The 16,394-nt window shown below is 65.9% G+C and carries 15 protein-coding genes; 6 read left to right on the top strand and 9 right to left on the bottom strand.

Annotated elements, in window-relative coordinates; all coding sequences use genetic code 11:
• Nucleotides 1–8: 8 nt before the first annotated feature.
• Nucleotides 9–749 carry an SDR family oxidoreductase gene (locus AC3A43_RS13960; RefSeq protein ID WP_487793160.1) on the bottom strand — a complete coding sequence of 247 codons (741 nt, stop codon included), beginning with the start codon at nucleotides 747–749 and terminating at the stop codon, nucleotides 9–11.
• 98 nt (nucleotides 750–847) lie between these two features.
• Between AC3A43_RS13960 and AC3A43_RS13955 the strand changes: the two genes are divergently transcribed.
• Complete coding sequence (locus tag AC3A43_RS13955; RefSeq protein ID WP_487793159.1) at nucleotides 848–1,744, top strand: AraC family transcriptional regulator; 897 nt, start codon at nucleotides 848–850, stop codon at nucleotides 1,742–1,744.
• Here AC3A43_RS13955 and AC3A43_RS13950 read toward each other — a convergent pair.
• From AC3A43_RS13950 to AC3A43_RS13940, 3 genes are read right to left on the bottom strand one after another with little or no spacing between them, the layout of a single operon-like run.
• Nucleotides 1,741–2,400: an MOSC domain-containing protein gene (locus AC3A43_RS13950; RefSeq protein ID WP_487793158.1), complete on the bottom strand. Its 660-nt coding sequence runs from the start codon at nucleotides 2,398–2,400 to the stop codon at nucleotides 1,741–1,743. The genes AC3A43_RS13955 and AC3A43_RS13950 overlap by 4 nt on opposite strands.
• Before the next feature lie 40 nt (nucleotides 2,401–2,440).
• Nucleotides 2,441–3,604, bottom strand: a complete 1,164-nt coding sequence (locus tag AC3A43_RS13945; protein ID WP_487793157.1) for an MFS transporter — start codon at nucleotides 3,602–3,604, stop codon at nucleotides 2,441–2,443.
• Nucleotides 3,605–3,618: 14 nt separating this feature from the next.
• Complete coding sequence (locus AC3A43_RS13940) at nucleotides 3,619–4,653, bottom strand: aldo/keto reductase (protein ID WP_487793156.1); 1,035 nt, start codon at nucleotides 4,651–4,653, stop codon at nucleotides 3,619–3,621.
• 88 nt (nucleotides 4,654–4,741) lie between these two features.
• Between AC3A43_RS13940 and AC3A43_RS13935 the strand changes: the two genes are divergently transcribed.
• From AC3A43_RS13935 to mobA, 3 genes are read left to right on the top strand one after another with little or no spacing between them, the layout of a single operon-like run.
• The gene (locus AC3A43_RS13935; RefSeq protein ID WP_487793155.1) at nucleotides 4,742–5,656 is read left to right on the top strand and encodes a LysR family transcriptional regulator; all 915 of its coding nucleotides are present in this window, start codon (nucleotides 4,742–4,744) and stop codon (nucleotides 5,654–5,656) included.
• Between the two features lie 33 nt (nucleotides 5,657–5,689).
• Nucleotides 5,690–6,493, top strand: coding sequence for a formate dehydrogenase accessory sulfurtransferase FdhD (gene fdhD, locus AC3A43_RS13930; protein WP_487793765.1), 804 nt, complete (start codon nucleotides 5,690–5,692; stop codon nucleotides 6,491–6,493).
• Complete coding sequence (gene mobA, locus AC3A43_RS13925; protein WP_487793154.1) at nucleotides 6,490–6,999, top strand: molybdenum cofactor guanylyltransferase; 510 nt, start codon at nucleotides 6,490–6,492, stop codon at nucleotides 6,997–6,999. Before fdhD ends, mobA begins: the two co-directional genes overlap by 4 nt.
• Here mobA and AC3A43_RS13920 read toward each other — a convergent pair.
• Nucleotides 6,994–7,644: a DUF1345 domain-containing protein gene (locus tag AC3A43_RS13920; protein WP_487793153.1), complete on the bottom strand. Its 651-nt coding sequence runs from the start codon at nucleotides 7,642–7,644 to the stop codon at nucleotides 6,994–6,996. The genes mobA and AC3A43_RS13920 overlap by 6 nt on opposite strands.
• The gene (locus tag AC3A43_RS13915) at nucleotides 7,641–9,908 is read right to left on the bottom strand and encodes an FdhF/YdeP family oxidoreductase (RefSeq protein WP_487793152.1); all 2,268 of its coding nucleotides are present in this window, start codon (nucleotides 9,906–9,908) and stop codon (nucleotides 7,641–7,643) included. Before AC3A43_RS13915 ends, AC3A43_RS13920 begins: the two co-directional genes overlap by 4 nt.
• A gap of 380 nt (nucleotides 9,909–10,288) precedes the next feature.
• Between AC3A43_RS13915 and AC3A43_RS13910 the strand changes: the two genes are divergently transcribed.
• Nucleotides 10,289–10,882: a hypothetical protein gene (locus AC3A43_RS13910; protein WP_487793151.1), complete on the top strand. Its 594-nt coding sequence runs from the start codon at nucleotides 10,289–10,291 to the stop codon at nucleotides 10,880–10,882.
• A gap of 68 nt (nucleotides 10,883–10,950) precedes the next feature.
• Here AC3A43_RS13910 and AC3A43_RS13905 read toward each other — a convergent pair whose 3' ends face one another.
• Nucleotides 10,951–12,525, bottom strand: coding sequence for a serine hydrolase (locus AC3A43_RS13905; protein ID WP_487793150.1), 1,575 nt, complete (start codon nucleotides 12,523–12,525; stop codon nucleotides 10,951–10,953).
• Nucleotides 12,526–12,702: 177 nt separating this feature from the next.
• Nucleotides 12,703–14,502: a DUF885 domain-containing protein gene (locus tag AC3A43_RS13900; protein ID WP_487793149.1), complete on the bottom strand. Its 1,800-nt coding sequence runs from the start codon at nucleotides 14,500–14,502 to the stop codon at nucleotides 12,703–12,705.
• 309 nt (nucleotides 14,503–14,811) lie between these two features.
• On the opposite strand from AC3A43_RS13900, the gene AC3A43_RS13895 reads away from it, so the two are divergent.
• Nucleotides 14,812–15,192: a glycine zipper 2TM domain-containing protein gene (locus tag AC3A43_RS13895; protein WP_487793148.1), complete on the top strand. Its 381-nt coding sequence runs from the start codon at nucleotides 14,812–14,814 to the stop codon at nucleotides 15,190–15,192.
• Nucleotides 15,193–15,253: 61 nt separating this feature from the next.
• Here AC3A43_RS13895 and pip read toward each other — a convergent pair whose 3' ends face one another.
• Nucleotides 15,254–16,345 (bottom strand): prolyl aminopeptidase, encoded by a 1,092-nt coding sequence (gene pip / locus AC3A43_RS13890; protein WP_487793147.1) that lies wholly within the window; start codon nucleotides 16,343–16,345, stop codon nucleotides 15,254–15,256.
• Nucleotides 16,346–16,394: the final 49 nt, after the last annotated feature.

The following is a 16,394-nucleotide window of genomic DNA, read 5'->3' as shown; positions in this document are numbered from 1 at the left end:
GATGGGGTTTACACAGCGACCAGCGCCAGCGCGTCGGCACCCGCCGGGAAATGCGGCTGTCCGCTCTGATCGTGCACCGCCTGCCACACCGCCTTGGCAACATCGGCTTCGGTCGTGAACAGCACAGGCTCGGCCATCGCGGCAAGAATCGGTTCGGCATAGGACCAATAAGGTTCGGGCAGGACATCTTCGAGGCGGATCTCGGTGTTCTGCGCAAAGGCGGTCGTCGGACCATAGCCGGGCTCGACCAGCTTCACCGCGATGCCGAGCGGCAGCAGTTCGTGGGCGAGCGAACGGGTGAAGCCCTGAATCGCGGTCTTGCTGCCGGTATAGGCGGCGGCGAGCGGGAAAGAAGCGAGCGTCGCCGACGAGGTCACGTTGACGATCGTCCCTTCGCCGCGTTCGCGAAACTGCGGGATCACCGCCTGCGTCATCGCAATCGTGCCGAGCGTGTTGGTCGCATAGATGTCGCGGATCTTCTGTATCGGCGAATGTTCGAGCGCGCCGAACAGGCCGATGCCCGCATTGTTGACGAGTATGTCGATCGGACCCGCGAGTTCGAGTGCCAGCGCGATGCTGTCGGCGTCGGTGACGTCGAGCGCGAGGACGCGCAGTCGCTCCGACGCCGGAAAAATCTCGCGGCGCGGCTTGCGCATCGTGGCGATGACATTCCAGCCCTGCGCATGAAAATGGCGGGCAGTCTCAAGGCCATAGCCCGACGAGCAGCCGGTGATCAGGATGGTTTTCATGGATGCGTTCCTTGTTGAAGTTGGTGGAATGCGTCTAGCCAAAGCCGTTCGGACTATCTATAATCCAAAATCCGATATTAATTATTGATAGTCCAGTCATGCTCGATCCCTTGTCCGACCTCATCGCGCTGCTCCGCCCGCGCACCGTTTTTGCCAAGGGGATCAGCGGCGCCGGCGGCTGGGCGGTACGTTATGGCGATTTCGGGCATCCGGGCTTTTGCACGATCATCGAGGGACGTTGCCGACTCGCGGTCGACGGCGCAGAGGCGGTGACACTCGAGGCGGGTGATTTCGTCCTGCTGCCCGCAACGCCGGGGTTCACCATGTCGGGCTTCGAGCCCGCCGAGCCCGTCTTCCTCGATCCGCACGCCGCGGCCGATCTGGCCGGAGAGGTACGCCACGGCCGGCAGGACGGCGCCGCCGATGTGCAGATGCTCGGCGGCTATTTTATCTTCGGGTCGCCCGATACAAATCTTCTCGTGTCGCAGCTTCCCGCACTGATCCACCTGCGCGGTGCCGAGCGGCTCGTGACGCTCGTCCGGCTGGTGCGCGAGGAAGCGGGCGCCGAACGGCCGGGCTGCGACCTCATCCTCTCACGCCTCGTCGAGGTGCTGATCGTCGAGGCGCTGCGTTCGATCGAGGGGGACGACGCACCGCCGGGGCTGCTGCGCGGCTTAGGCGATCCGCGGCTCGCGGCGGCGATCCGGCAGATTCATGGCGCACCCGCGCATCCATGGACCGTCGCCGAACTCGCGAAGGAGGCGGCGCTGTCGCGCTCGGCTTTCTTCGACCGGTTCGCGCGCACCGTCGGGGTGCCGCCGATGGAATATCTGCAAGGCTGGCGCATGAGCCTCGCCAAAGATCTGCTCCGCCGCAAGGCGGGCGGGCTCGCCGAAATTGCCGAACGCGTCGGCTATGGGTCGGCGAGCGCGTTCAGCACCGCCTTTGCGCGCCATGTCGGACTGCCGCCGAAACGCTATGCGATGGCCGCCTAATCGGCGCCGAATTGTTCGGCGAGCTTGGCGCGCCGGACTTTCCATGTTTCGGCGAGCACGGGCACGTCGCACAGCGCGCGCAGGTCCGCCGGGCGCGCCTTCGCCTCGCCGCCGATCAGCAGCGCGAACAGCGATGCCAGCGACCATTCGGGATAGGGTCGCTCGACAAGATCGAGCGTATCGCCCGCCTGCACCTGCCCCGTCTCGATCACGCGGTAATACCAGCCGGTGCGCCGCGTCTTCACGACCTGCGCCATCACGCCCTTCGCCTGAAACCGATGATCGAGTTTCCAGCACGGCTGGCGCGCCTGCGTCACTTCGACGAGCGCGGTGCCAAGGCGAAAGCGGTCGCCGAGGAAGACGTTCGTCTCGTCGAGGCCCGAGGTCGAGATATTCTCCCCGAACGCGCCGGGCGCATCGAGCAGCGGCGCATCGCCCAGATACCCGCGCCACCAGTCATAATGATCGGCGGGATAATGGTGGATCGCCTTGTCGATGCCGCCGTGGACTGTCCGGTCGGCCTGCTCGTCGCCGGCGAGGCCCATCGGCCCCACCGCGACCGCCTTCGTCACCGGCAGCTTGCCAATTGCGCTGGGTTCGTCGTCCCGAAAGGGCTGTGACTTGCCAAGCAGGACAGCGAGAATCTGCGTTTCCATGCCGTCGATTGCATAGACCCCGCCGCCGAAATGGCAATCGTCAGGCCTCGGCGAGTGCCGGAGATTTCGGCGTCCGCGAGGCAAGCACGATCCCGAGACCGGCAACCGCCATCGCCGCGCCGGCGATCGACACCGCCGGGAAACCGAGACCGAGGCCGATGACTCCGCCGCCGACCGCCGCACCGATGGCATTGCCGAGGTTGAACGCGCCGATATTGACCGCCGACGCCAGATTGGGTGCATCCGACGCCGCCTCCATCACCCGCATCTGGAGCGGCGGGACGATCGCGAAGGTCGCGATGCCCCACAGAAAGATCGTGATCGCCGCCGCAATCGGCGAATACATCGTGACCGCGAACAGCAACAGCATCGCGGCAAGCCCGGTCAGCGAAACGATCAACGTGCGGTCGATCGAGCGGTCGGCAAAGATGCCGCCTAACCAGTTGCCCGCGGTCAGCCCGAGGCCGTAGATCACCAGCATCGCGGTGACGAACAACGTCCCTGCCCCCGTCGCTTCCTTCAGGATCGGCGCGATATAGGTGAAGACGGTGAACATCGCCGCCGAACCGATCGCGGTGAGCGCCAGCGCGACGAGCACCTCGCGCCGTTTCAGCACACCAAGTTCGGCGAACATATTGCCACCCTCGGCGCGCGGAAGATCGGGGAGCGCGAAACGCAGCGCGGCCATCGTGATCAGACCCCAGACCGCGATCGCGCCGAACGCGGTGCGCCAGCCGAAGGTTTCGCCGACCCATGGCGCAAGCGGCACGCCGATCACATTGGCGAGCGTCAGCCCCATGAACATCGCCGCCACCGCGCTCGCGCGTTTTTCGGGCGCAACAAGGCTCGCCGCGACGACCGACCCGACGCCGAAGAAAGCACCATGGTTGAGCGAAGTGATCACGCGCGCGGCCATCAACGTCGAATAATCGCCCGCGATCGCCGACAGAAAATTGCCAAGGGTGAAGATCGCCATCAGGCCGATCAGCAAAGTCCGCCGGTTCATCTTTGCCGTGGTCAACGTCATCAGCGGCGCACCGATCAGCACGCCGAGCGCATAGGCCGAGACAAGCAGGCCCGCGGCGGGGATCGAAACCCCCAGCCCTTCGGCCATATCGGGCAGCAAGCCCATGGGGGCAAATTCGGTGATGCCGATGCCAAAGGCACCCGTGGCGAGGGCGAGGAGGGGAAAGTTGATTTTCATGTCGGTTCTTCCGATCAGACGAGCGGCGGGTTCAGCCGGGCGAAGCCCGCCTGCTGCCGATAGGGGGTGTGCGGATAGGGCGGCAGGACGTCGCTCGCGGCATCGAGCGCCGCCACTTGCTCCCCGGTCAGCGCCCAGCCGACCGCACCGAGATTCTGTCGCAGCTGCTCCTCGTTGCGCGCGCCGATGATCACCGACGAGACGGTCGGTCGCTGGAGCAGCCAGTTGATCGCAATCTGCGGCACCGTCTTGCCGGTTTCGGCGGCGACGGCTTCGAGCGCGTCGACGACGCGGTAGAGCAGTTCCTCGGTTACCGGCGGCGCGAACTGCTCGGTTTCGTGCAGGCGGCTGCCCGCGGGGACCGGACGGTCGCGCCCGATCTTACCGGTGAGGCGGCCCCAGCCGAGCGGGCTCCACACCAGCGCGCCGATACCCTGATCGGCGGCGAGCGGCATCAGGTCGGCCTCATAAGCGCGGCCGATCAGCGAATAATAGACCTGATGCGCGACGAGGCGCGGCTTGCCGAGGCGGTCGGCGGCGGCCTGCGCCTTCATCAACTGCCAGCCGGGATAGTTGGAAACCCCCGCGTAGCGCAGCTTACCCGCCGCGATCAGCGCCGCGAGCGTATCGATCAATTCATCGACCGGGGTCGAGGCGTCGAAGGCGTGCAGTTGCAGCAGGTCGATATGGTCGGTGCCGAGGCGGCGGAGCGAATCTTCGACCGCGCGGATCAGGCGGCTGCGCGCGGCGCCCCAATCCTGCGGACCCTCGCCCATCGGCAGCCCGGTCTTGGTCGAGATCAGCACGTCCCCGCGCCGCCCCTTGATCGCCTCGCCCAAAATCTCCTCCGACGCGCCGTTCGAATAGACGTCGGCGGTGTCGAACAGGGTGACCCCGGCGTCGAGGCTGATGTCGATCAGCCGCCGCGCTTCGGCGGCATCGCTCGTGCCCCAGGCGCTGAACAGAGGCCCCCGCCCGCCGAAGGTTCCGGTTCCCAAACTCAACGCCGGAACGCGAAGCCCCGACGATCCCAGCTGACGATATTCCATGATCCACCCTTTCGGTTGCGCATTGAAGGCATAGATGGACGCGCAATGGCTGCCGTAGTAGCGGGCTTGGAAGCGAAGGATTTTTGAAATGAACGCAAAGATCAATGAAACCAGCGATCGCGCGCGCGCGATGGAGGTCTTTACCGTCGCGGTCGCCGAGGGCAGTTTTTCGGCCGCGGGCCGTTGTCTGGGGCTGACGCCGTCGGCGGTCAGCCGGACGATCGACCGGATCGAGGCGCGGCTGGGCGTGCGCCTGCTGCTGCGTTCGACCCGCGCGCTGGCGCTGACCGCCGAGGGCGAGGCCTATCTGCGCGCCGCACGCCGCATCCTCGCCGATCTCGACGACGCCGAACAGGTGATCGCCGATCAGGGCGCGCCGCGCGGGCGGCTTCGCGTCAGCGCGGCGCAGGCGCACGGGCGACTGAGCATCGTGCCGCTGCTCGGCGATTTCGTCCGCCTGCATCCGCATATCTTGGTCGATATCAGTCTGGCCGACCGGCTGGTCGACCTCGCCGCGGGGCAGGCCGATGTCGCGATCCGCTTCGGCCCGCTCGCCGACAGCCCGCTCACCGCACGCAAGCTGGGCGAAAGCCGCCGCGTCATCATCGCCGCACCCGCCTATCTGGCGAAGCATGGCACCCCGCAGGTGCCCGAGGATCTGCACGGTCATAATTGCCTGAACTTCAACTTTCGCCGCGCCGAACCGACCTGGCCGTTCCGCGACGGCGCGCGCGAATATTCGCTGCCCGTGCGGGGAAATATCGAGGCAAACAATGGCGAGACGCTGGGGCAGCTCGCCGCCGCCGGGGTCGGCATCGCGCGCGTCGGCGCGTTCAGCATCGCCGACGAGATCGCGAGCGGACAGGTCGTACCGATATTGGAGGATTATAATCCGGGTGACGTCGAGGCGATCCATGCGGTGTTCGCGGGCGGCGCCAACACCCCGGCGCGGGTGCGGGTGTTCGTCGATTTTCTCGCCGAACGGCTCGGCCGTGGCGGTTGAGACAAGACGGCGCCGATGCGTTACGATCCGGGCATGAACGACGCAATGATCGACCTTCCGGTCCAACGGCTGGGCCTTGCCGAACCCGGCGACGAAGCCCTTACCCGCAGCGTGCCGATCGAGGCGCCGGTTTCGGTCGAGGTCGGCGGCATCGGCTACGCGGTGATGATGGCGACGCCCGCCGATCTCGAAGACTATGCCGTCGGCTTTGCGCTGAACGAAGGGCTGGTCGACGCCGCCGATCAGATCGGGCGGGTCGATGCGCACCCGATCGAGGGCGGCTGGGCGCTGCGCATCTGGTTGCCGCCCGAGCGTAACGCGATCGCGCTCGAACGCGCACGCACGCGCGTGAGCGAAAGCAGCTGCGGGTTGTGCGGGATCGAGAATATCGAGCAGGTGCTGCGGCCGCTGCCGCCCGTGACCGCGCGGATCAGGACGGACCGCACCGCCATTGCCGCGGCGCTGGCATCGCTGCACGACCATCAACCGCTCGGCCGCGCGACCGGGGCGGTTCACGCTGCGGCCTTTTGTTCGCCCGATGGCACGATCCGGCTCGCGCGCGAGGATGTCGGCCGGCACAATGCGCTCGACAAGCTGGTCGGGGCATTGGCGCGCGCGGGTATCGACGCGGCGACCGGCTTCATTCTGCTGTCGGCACGGTGCAGCTATGAACTCGTCGAAAAGACCGTGCGCGCGGGCTGCCCGATGCTCGTCACCATCTCGGCGCCGACCAGCCTTGCCGCGACACGCGCGGTGCAGGCTGGGCTGACGCTGGTGACGCTGGCGCGGGCCGATTCGGCGCTGATCGTCAGCGATCCGCACGGAATGATCGCATGAGAACGCTCGGCGCGGTGCTTGCCGGCGGGCGGTCGAGCCGGTTCGGATCGGACAAGGCGCTGGCGATGCTGGACGGGCAGACCTTGCTCGATCATGCGGTGTCGGCGCTGCGCCCGCATTGCGATGCGGTGATCATCGTTGGCCGGGACGACATCGCCGACTGGCCGCGCCCCGACATGGGACCGCTCGGCGGGATCGCCGGGGCATTGATCCATGCGGGGGCGGCCGGTTTCGACCGCGTGCTGACCGCGTCGGTCGATTGCGTCCGCTTGCCCGCGAACCTCCGGGCCTTGCTCGAACCCGCCCCCGCCTTCCTCGAAACGCAGCCGGTGATCGCGCTGTGGCCGGTGTCGGCACTCGGCGAACTCAGGGCGATGCTGGAGGACGCAGACGACCTCGCGGTGCGGGCCTATGCGCGGCGGATCGGTGCCCGCGCGGTACAGAGCGACTTCGTGCCGCCGAATGTCAACAGCCCCGACGACCTCGATCGCCTTACGGGGTCATGACCCGCCGATGGCGTTCACGGTGAACGCCAATATGCCCATGTTGAAGACGAACGCCGCCATGCAATGCCCCAGCACGACGCGCCGCATATGCGCGCCCGATATCGTCACGTCCGACGTCTGGAAGGTCATGCCGAGCGTGAAGGCGAAATAGAGGAAGTCCCAATATCCGGGCTCCTTGGTCCCCGGCACCTCGATCCCGCCCTGATCGCGGCCATGCGATTGCAGATAATAGAGATGCGCATAATGGAGCGTGAACACCATGTTCGCGAACAGCCACGCGAGCGCGAGCGTCGCAACGATCAGGACGATGTCACAGCGATCGAGCTTGCCCGGGCTCGCGATCAATGTCCCGATCGCGAACAGGATGACGAGCGACAGCAGCACGGTAATCGCGAGCAGCCCGGCGCGGTTGGCGTCATTCGCTTCGGCGGTGCGGCGCATCTGCTCGGGGTCGGCTTTGAGAAGCGGCGCGAGCGAGCAGAGGAAGAGAAAGGCGGCGATATCGAAGCCGATCAGCAGCGCGGTGCGCGGATCGCAACCGAGCGCCGATGCGCCGCCGCCCGCGACGACCAGCGCCGCGGCAAAGGTCAGGAAGCGCGCCGGGGCGATGCGGTGACCGACGGCGGCAGGCCGGTGCGGTGTCATGCGGCGACGATGCGCACCGGGATCGACTTGGCCGCGGGGCAGCCGCTGGTCCGGTCGAAATGCGCGAGCGGGAGCAGCGGGTTGAGCTCGGGGTAATAGCCCGCGACCGATCCGCGCGACATCGGATAGTCGAGGATCGTCAGCCCCTCGACGCGGCGGAGAACGCCGTCATCGCTGATCGTCTCGAGCGCGATTTTGGTACCTGCCTCCAGCCCGCGCGCCGCGATATCGTCGGCGTTCATGAACAGGATCATCCGGTCGTTATACACGCCGCGATAGCGATCATTATAGCTGTAGATCGTCGTGTTGAACTGGTCGTGCGAGCGGACGGTGGCGAGCCGCAGCATGGCGGGATCGGCGACCGGCGCATTGACCGCGAGCCCGGGCAGGATCAGGAAATTGGCCTTGCCGTTCGGGGTCGCCCACACCCGGCGGCGCGGCGGGATGTCGAGGTGAAAGCCCATCGGCGCCTTGATCCGCTCCGAAAAATCGCTGTAGATCGCGGGATAGACTGCGGCGATCTTGTCGCGGATCAGGCTGTAGTCGTCGATATAGCTGGCCCAATCGACCTTGCTGTCGGGCAATGTCGCCATCGCCATGCGACAGACGATCTCGGTCTCGGTCAGCAGATGCTCGCTCGCGGGTTCGAGCACGCCGCGCGAGGCGGTGACGTTCGACATTGAATCCTCGATCGTGACGAACTGTTCACCCGCCGCGGTCTCGATGCGTTCGGAGCGCGCGATCACGGGCAGGATCAGCGCGTCGCGGCCGTGGACGAGATGCCCGCGGTTGAGCTTGGTCGCGATGCCGACGGTCAGCTCGAGCTTGCGCATCGCGTCGTACGAGCGATCGGTATCCGAAATGGCGCGGACGAAATTGCCGCCGAGGCCGATGAAGACCTTCGCCGTACCGGCCATCATCGCCTCGACCGATTCGACCGAATGATGACCATGCTCGCGCGGCGGTTCGAACCCGAAGACATCGCGAACCTTGTCGAGATAGGCCTGGCTCGGTTTTTCGTCGATGCCAACGGTGCGGTCGCCTTGCACGTTCGAATGACCGCGGATCGGCGAGATGCCCGCGCCCGGCTTGCCATAATTGCCCTTGAGCAGCAGCAGGTTCGCGATCTGCTGGACAAGCTGCGATCCCTGCTGATGCTGGGTGACGCCCATGCCGTAGCAAATGATCGTCGCGTTCGATCGGATATAGATTTCGGCGCAGCGCCGGATCTGCGCCTCGTCGAGGCCCGACGCGGCGACAATTTCGGGCCAGTTCTGCGCCGCGATATCGGCCTGAAGCGCCGCGAAGCCTTCGGTATGTTCGGCGATGAAGGCGTGATCGAGCACGGTTTCGCCCGCCGCCTCGCGCTCGAACATCACCTTCATCATGCCCTTGATCAGCGCGAGGTCGCCGCCGATCCGGATATGGACGAATTCGCTGCTGATCTCGGTCGCGCCAAAGGTCGCCATCTGGACGATATCCTGCGGCTCGGTAAATTTGATCAGCGCGCGTTCGGGCATCGGGTTGACCGCGACGATCGGCACCCCGCGTTTGCGCGCCTCTACCAATGGCGTCATCATCCGCGGTGCGTTGGTGCCGGCATTGTGACCGATCAGGAAGATCGCCTCGGCATGCTCGAAATCGTCAAGGATCACCGTGCCCTTGCCGATTCCGATCGAATGCGGCAGCCCGCGGCTCGTCGGTTCGTGGCACATGTTCGAACAGTCGGGAAAATTGTTCGTGCCAAATTCGCGAACGAAGATCGAATAGAGGAAGGCCGTCTCGTTCGCGGTGCGCCCCGAGGTATAGAATTCGGCCCTGTCCGGGCTGTCGAGTGCGCGCAGGTGCCGCCCGATCAGCGCGAAGGCATTGTCCCAGCTCACCGGCACATAATGGTCGGTCGCAGCATCGTAGCGCATCGGCTCGGTCAGCCGGCCCTGCATCTCCAGCCAATAATCCGACTGTTCCATCAGCTCGGACACGCTGTGCTGCGCGAAGAATTCGCGCGTAACGCGGAACTTCGTCGCCTCATGCGCGAGCGCCTTCGCGCCATTTTCGCAAAATTCGAGCTTCTTGGTGCACGCCGCGTCGGGAAAGGCGCAGCTCGGGCATTTGAATCCGCCCGGCTGATTCATCGACAACAGCGCGCGCGATCCTTTGGTGACGACGCTTTGTTCGAGCAGCACCTTCGCGGTCGCCGCCGCCGCGCCCCAACCGCCAGCGGGACTATTATAGCTTTTGTAGCGAGGTTTATCGTCGGCCATTGCCCGACGACTAAAGCATAGCGGCGCGGGCATATCCATTGATCTTTAGCCCATGTCGAAGCACCCCCGGTCCGAGCTAACGGGAGCCTCCGTCCACCCTTTCGTTCGTCAGACGACGCCCGCACTTGTCAAAGGTCGGGCACCCAACTATCTCGCGCACGTCGCCCCGGCACGCCCCGAACGGCGGACGCCGCCACCAAAGATTGCTTCAGCTGAGCCCTGTTCCAGCCACTTCCAACGTCGAACAGCTCAGCATCGGGGCGGGGCGGCGCACGCTCGCCATCGGCCTGGCCGTTTTGATCCCCGCGCTCCTTCTGTTCATGCTGATGTCTTTCGGCCCGGAAAAGCCACCCGAATTTCGGGAGGAGCACGTCAGCGTCGTGAGCATCAAGGCCAACCAGTTCGCGGAAGAAACGCCCGAACCGCCCAGCACGGAGCGCGAGCAGGCCAAGGAACCGCCGGTGTCGCCGCAGCCCGTTGCCAAGCAGCCTCCGCCGCCCGAACCGGCCAAACCATTGCCCCCGCCGCCGACCGAATTGAAGGCGGCGCCGACCACCCCCGCGCCGGCGAGTCCGCCAACCGCCCTTCGTCCGCCGGGCGGGCGCGTTTACGGGCCGCCCAACACAGGGGGCTCGTCCGCCTCGTCGGGCGACTCGGAGCGGGTGGGAACGGCGCCCAATGGCGAACCGCTCTACGCGGCGAAATGGTATCGCGAGCCGCGAGACGACGAGCTGCGCGGCTATTTGTCGACCGCCAGCGGGCCCGGCTGGGGGTTGATCGCGTGCCGCACGGCGCCCGATTACCGCGTCGAGGATTGCGTCGGCCTCGACGAATATCCAAACGGATCGCAGATCAATCGCGCCGTGCTCGCCGCGGCGTGGGCCTTTCAGGTGCGGCCGCCGCGACGCGGTGGCCAGTCCCTCGTCGGCGCATGGGTCCGGATCCGGATCGAGTATGGCAACAAGTGGCGTTAGACCGGCTGGTCTCCCGACGACTAGGCGGGAAGTTCTGGATCGCTATAAACGGGGGCGTAATCGTCTGGTCATCGATCGGTCGGCGCTCCGCGGCCATCGGGAAGCGCCTGTTTGCGCGTGAATATATCGCCACCCACGTCCAGCGTCGCAATCCTTCCATCGGGGGCAAAGCTGAAACCCACCGGAGTCTCGCCGAAAATAGCGTTCTGGGCCAGGCTGTTCCACCGCGCCTTGAACATGTCGGCGCGATCATGGTCGAGCACCGCTGTCGCCTGCGGACGCGCGAGCGCAAGCTTTCCATCGGCCAGCGTGATCGCGACATCGCCGAGCAGGTCGCTCGAATAGGTGCCGACATAGCGGTCGAGCGGCAGCCGCGCCGGTGCAACCGTTGCCGCCGAGGGCGCGGTTGCCGCGGCTTTTTCGCGGGCGATCCGCGCTGCATCGTCGTCTTTCTGTTTCATGGCCGCGCTATGATCGGTTATCGGGCCGCCCAGGAACGCGTCCAGCACGCGCAGCTCGACCGCGGCGGGCAGGCTGGTCCGCAAGCCGTTCGTCAGCACGACCAGACCCAGCTTCTTTTCGGGCATCATCGCGACAAGGCTCTGCATCCCGTCGATCGCGCCGGAATGCGCGATGATCTTTTCACCGCGATACTCCTGCACACCCCAGCCGAGCCCATATTCGCTGAACTTGAACAGCGCATTGCCGCCGCCGCGCGGGACGATCTGGCCGGTGTGCATCTCGCTCAGCGTTGCAGGAGCGATCAGCTGCTTGCCCTCGAATGTCCCGCCGCCGAGCTGCAGGCGCACCCATTGCGCCATATCGCGCGCGCTCGAATTGATCGCGCCGGCGCCGCCGACATTGTCGATCATGCGATATGCCACCGGAACCGCCTTGCCATCGACCAGCACATGCGGGATCGCGACATTTGCCAGTCCTTTAAGGCCGGTAATGCTGGTGTTGGAACGCCGCATGCCGAGCGGTTCGAAGATCCGGCTGGCGATGAACCGGTCATAGCTGGTCGCAGCGACCGCAGAGACCACCTCGCCCGCGACGATGAACATCTCGTTCTGATACTGATACTGGTTGCGGAAACCGAGCGTCTCGGTCTGGAAGCGCAGCCGCCGGATGATTTCTTCGCGGTCGAACCCCGATCCATACCAGAGGTTGCCGTTGGTGACGACGCCGGTGCGATGCGACAGCAGGTCGCGCACCGTCACATGGCGCGTGACATAGGGATCGTGCAGCTCGAACGACGGCATATAATCGTGCACCGCGCCATCCCACGCGAGCTTCTTTTCGTCGACCAGCATGCCGAGCGCCGCGGCGGTAAAGGCCTTGGTTGCCGATCCGATCGCGAAGACCGTGTCGACGTCGACCTTGCCGGGTCGGCCTTCCTCGCGGAACCCGAACCCTCGCGAATAGATAATCCGGTCATCCTTGACGATGGCGATCGACAGGCCCGGAACCTGCCACGCCTGCCGCGCGCCTTCGATATAGGCGTCGAGCCCCGCGAGTGCGTCCGCCGTTGCGGGCGCCTGAACCGGCGTCCCGGCAGCGGTCTGCGCAAAGGCCGGCGTGGAGAACAGGGCCAAGCTCGCGGCGGACAGGATGACATGCCTCAAACGCATATTGGAGATCATGACGCGATCCTCTTCCTTCGGGCCCGATATTTCTGATTAGAGAATATTTTCACATACGAGCATAACTTCCCTGAATGGAAATTGTCAACGGCCGGCGCACGCGAAATCGGAAGACCTCCGAACGCGCGGGAATTTTCGGGATGTGGACGAGCAGAAACGGCACCCGCCGCCGCGCGGTCAGGCCGGCGCGGCGATCCAGCGGTCGACCTGCGCCTCGAGCACCGGCAGCGGCACCGACCCGCTCCCCAGCACGATCTCGTGGAACATCTTCTGGTCATAGCGCCCGCCCAGCGCCGCCCTGGCCTTTTCACGCAGCGCGAGGATACGCTGCATGCCGACCTTGTACGAGGTTGCCTGCCCCGGGCTGACAAAATAGCGGCGGATTTCGGAGCGGATCTTGGCCGTGGGCTGCGGCGAATTGGCGGTGTAAAAGGCCAGCGCCTGTTCCTCGCTCCATCCCTTGGCATGGATGCCGGTATCGACCACCAGACGGATCGCGCGCCAGATCTCGCGCCCGAGCCGGCCGAAATCGCTATAGGGATCGGTGTAGAAGCCCATTTCCTTCGCCAGCCGCTCGACATAGAGCGCCCAGCCCTCGCCATAGGCGCCGTAGAAATAATTCTTCCGGAATTCAGGCGTGCCTGTCATCTCCTGCGCCAGCGCGATCTGCATATGATGGCCGGGATGGCCCTCGTGATAGACGGTGCCTTCGATCTCGTAAGTCGGGGTCGCGCGGGTGTCGGCGAGATGCACGTAAAAGATGCCCGGCCGCGACCCGTCGAGCGCCGCGGGCGAATAATGCGCCGCGCCGCCCGGCTCTTCGCGAAAAGATTCGACGCGCTTGACGACCAGGTCGGCCTTGGGCAGCCGGCCGAATTGTTCGGGCAGCCGCGCGCGCATGCCCGCCAGATAGGCCTCGGCCTTCGCAAGATACGCCGCGCGCCCCGCATCGTCGTTGGCGACATAGAAACGGTCGTCGCTGCGCAGGAAGACGAAGAAATCCTCAAGCTTGCCCGCAAAGCCGATCTGCGCCTTGAGCGTCTCCATCTCGGCGCGGATGCGGGCGACCTCGGACAGGCCAAGGTCGTGGATTTCGCCCGCGGTCATGCCGGTCGTCGTCTGCAACCGCAGCATGGCATTATAATAAGCCGCGCCATCGGGAAGCTGCCCCGCTCCGCGCGGGGCGGCGTCGGCGGCGGCGCGGTCGGATTGGAGCCACGCCAGCAGCCGGTCATAGGCGGGCTTCACCGACCCGGTCATCGCCTTGGCAACCCGCGCGGTGGCCGCATCGGCGGCCGCGGCGTCGATCTTGCCCGCGGTGACAAGGCCCGCCGCCTTGGTCTTTGCATCGGCGTACAGCGCATTGTCGGCGCCATCGCCAAACGGCGCGCCGCTCGTCAGGCGCCCGATCAGTTCGATCGACTGGTCATAGGCGAAGGCCGGCATGCGGATGCCCTTGGCGGCCGACGCTTTCGCGCGGTCCAGATAGATATCGAGCGTCGGGCCAAGCGCGGTCACGCGCGCAATATAGGCCTCCATATCGGCGGGCGTGTCGACGCGATGCTGGTTGATCAGGAAATTGGGCAGGCCGGTGTGCGGGCCATTGCGGTCGAAGATATAGCCATGGCCGCGCCATTTCGTCGTTGCCTCGGCGCGTTCCAGTTCGAGCACCCACATGTCGTACGACACCCGCGCATCTTCGCCGAGCGCCGCACGGTCGAAGCGCGTCTTCAATTCGGCGACATTGGCGCGGCGCCATTGAAGTCGCGCGGCTGCGGCGGCGTCGCTGGGGTCGGTGAACCGGTCCTGCTGCTCCTTGCGCCCCAGGCTGGTGAGCTGTTCGGGATCGAGCGCCAATTCGGCTTCGAACGCGGCATCGAGGAAGGCGGTGAGCGCCGCGTCGCTCGCGCCGCGCTTACCCGCTGCGCCCGCAGCGCGGGCGGCCGGCGCCGCAAATACGCTGGTAGCCAGCGCCAATGAAAATTCCCGTCGTGATAGCCGCACCGGACCCCTTTCTTCGCTTGTTGTTGCGATCAGCGGTACCGCGATTGGCGTCCCCCGGCCACGGATAAATGGCCGACAGCGGCGGCGCAGATGCGGCGTCGCTGCGCCCCTGTTCTGGCGCCGCGCCGCGCACCCGGCGGCGCAAGGCCGACAAAACGCGCGACAAGCCGCCCCGAAAGCTGGCCGAATCGATGCGCCTGCCGTCCGGCGTCGACGACAATTCAGCCGCGCTCAATCTTTGCGTTTCTAATCTGATAACAGGGACCAATATGGAGAAGACTGATGTTCCTGTTCAAGAAACTGGCACTGGCCGCGCTGATCGGCGCCAGCACGCTTGCCGCGCTGCCCGCCGAAGCCGATGCGCGCGACCGGCACCACCGCCATTCCTATTATGGCCACCGCGACAATGACCGGTATCGCGACTATCGGCGCGATTACCGCCGTGACTACCGCCGCGACTATCGGCGCAACGATTATCGCGGCCGCCGCCATTATTGCCGACGGGGCAGCGGAACGACGGGCCTGATCGTCGGGGGTGCCGCGGGCGCCCTGCTCGGCCGCGAGGTCGACCGTTACGGCGACCGGCTGCCGGGCACGATCATCGGCGGCGCCGCCGGCGCGCTGATCGGACGCGAGATCGATCGCGGCGGCCGCCGCTGCTAATTGGCGATGGCCGAACGCCGCTGCCCGCGTCCGGCGCGGGCAGCGGCGTCCAGGTCGGCCATCAGGTCCGCAGCGGCGCCAACCCGTCCATAATCGCCGTCAGCGCCAGCGCATTCTCGCGCTCCATCGCGCTATGGCCGGCGTTGGTCACCACATAAGAGGCCGGCTCGGCGCCGGCGCCGCGCAGCGCAGCGACCAGTCGCGAGGCCTGCGTCAGCGGGCAAACCTCGTCGAACCGGCCATGGACGATATGCACCGGGATCGCCGCGAGCGTTGCGATATTATCGAAGAAATGCCCCGCCGGAATGAACAGCGCATTGGCGAAATAATGCGCCTCGATCTGCGCGAAGCATAAAGCGAAATCGGCCTCGCCGAACTTTCCGGTGTCGGCGGTCTCGGGGATCATGTTCGAGATCACGCCTTCCCACAACGACCAGGTCAGCGCCGCCTTCAGCTGGCGCGCCTTCTCGACCTCGTTCGCGGGCACCATGTCAAAGATCGCCTTGTACGACGCCATCACGTCGCCGCGCTCGGCGGGCGTCAGCACCGACAGCAGGTCCGCCCACTCGCCGGGATATTTCATATAGGCGCCGGGTTCGGTCAGCCCGTACGGGTCCTGCTCCCACGTCGCGGCATTGCCCTGATACAGATACAGCAGGTCCTCCGGCGCGCCGAGGAAGATCCCGCGCAGGATCAGGCTCGCGACATGCGCCGGATGCTGGGTCGCATAGGCCATCGCCAGCGTGCTGCCCCAGCTGCCGCCGAACACATGCATCGGCCCGCTGATCTCCAGCTTCTGGCGCAATTTTTCGATGTCGCCGATCAGGTCGGCCGTCGTGTTTTTGCTCAGCGCCACCGCAGGCCCCGCCGACGCGACATTGGGCTCGCTCTTGCCGCAGCCGCGCTGGTCGAACAGGATGACGCGATAGCGCTGGGGATCGAAAAAGCGCGCCATCGCGGGCGCGCACGCACCACCGGGGCCGCCATGGAGGAACATCACCGGCTCGCCCGCCGGATTGCCATATTCCTCCCAGTAAATCCGGTGCGCAGGATCGCGATCGACCTCAAGCCAGCCGAAGTTGAGCAAGGGCGGCTGCGGATAGGCCCAGCCATCGCCGATCTTGCTTGTCGCCTGCAACCGCGAAAAATCCATATCGTCAGCCTCACCAGATGATTCCGCCGCCCGCCGGTCCGCGGCGCCC

The organism is Sphingopyxis sp. Soil_C_28 (assembly GCF_057657055.1).
Note: the sequence above shows the minus strand (reverse complement) of the source record. Positions and strands in the feature narration are given on the sequence as shown.

Excerpts from the sequence above, each read along its gene's own strand:
- AC3A43_RS13960 (WP_487793160.1), bottom strand. The coding sequence starts at position 749 with ATGAAAACCATCCTGATCACCGGCTGCTCGTCGGGCTATGGCCTTGAG.
- AC3A43_RS13955 (WP_487793159.1), top strand. The coding sequence starts at position 848 with ATGCTCGATCCCTTGTCCGACCTCATCGCGCTGCTCCGCCCGCGCACC.
- AC3A43_RS13950 (WP_487793158.1), bottom strand. The coding sequence starts at position 2,400 with ATGGAAACGCAGATTCTCGCTGTCCTGCTTGGCAAGTCACAGCCCTTT.
- AC3A43_RS13945 (WP_487793157.1), bottom strand. The coding sequence starts at position 3,604 with ATGAAAATCAACTTTCCCCTCCTCGCCCTCGCCACGGGTGCCTTTGGC.
- AC3A43_RS13940 (WP_487793156.1), bottom strand. The coding sequence starts at position 4,653 with ATGGAATATCGTCAGCTGGGATCGTCGGGGCTTCGCGTTCCGGCGTTG.
- AC3A43_RS13935 (WP_487793155.1), top strand. The coding sequence starts at position 4,742 with ATGAACGCAAAGATCAATGAAACCAGCGATCGCGCGCGCGCGATGGAG.
- fdhD (WP_487793765.1), top strand. The coding sequence starts at position 5,690 with ATGAACGACGCAATGATCGACCTTCCGGTCCAACGGCTGGGCCTTGCC.
- mobA (WP_487793154.1), top strand. The coding sequence starts at position 6,490 with ATGAGAACGCTCGGCGCGGTGCTTGCCGGCGGGCGGTCGAGCCGGTTC.
- AC3A43_RS13920 (WP_487793153.1), bottom strand. The coding sequence starts at position 7,644 with ATGACACCGCACCGGCCTGCCGCCGTCGGTCACCGCATCGCCCCGGCG.
- AC3A43_RS13915 (WP_487793152.1), bottom strand. The coding sequence starts at position 9,908 with ATGGCCGACGATAAACCTCGCTACAAAAGCTATAATAGTCCCGCTGGC.
- AC3A43_RS13905 (WP_487793150.1), bottom strand. The coding sequence starts at position 12,525 with ATGATCTCCAATATGCGTTTGAGGCATGTCATCCTGTCCGCCGCGAGC.
- AC3A43_RS13895 (WP_487793148.1), top strand. The coding sequence starts at position 14,812 with ATGTTCCTGTTCAAGAAACTGGCACTGGCCGCGCTGATCGGCGCCAGC.
- pip (WP_487793147.1), bottom strand. The coding sequence starts at position 16,345 with ATGGATTTTTCGCGGTTGCAGGCGACAAGCAAGATCGGCGATGGCTGG.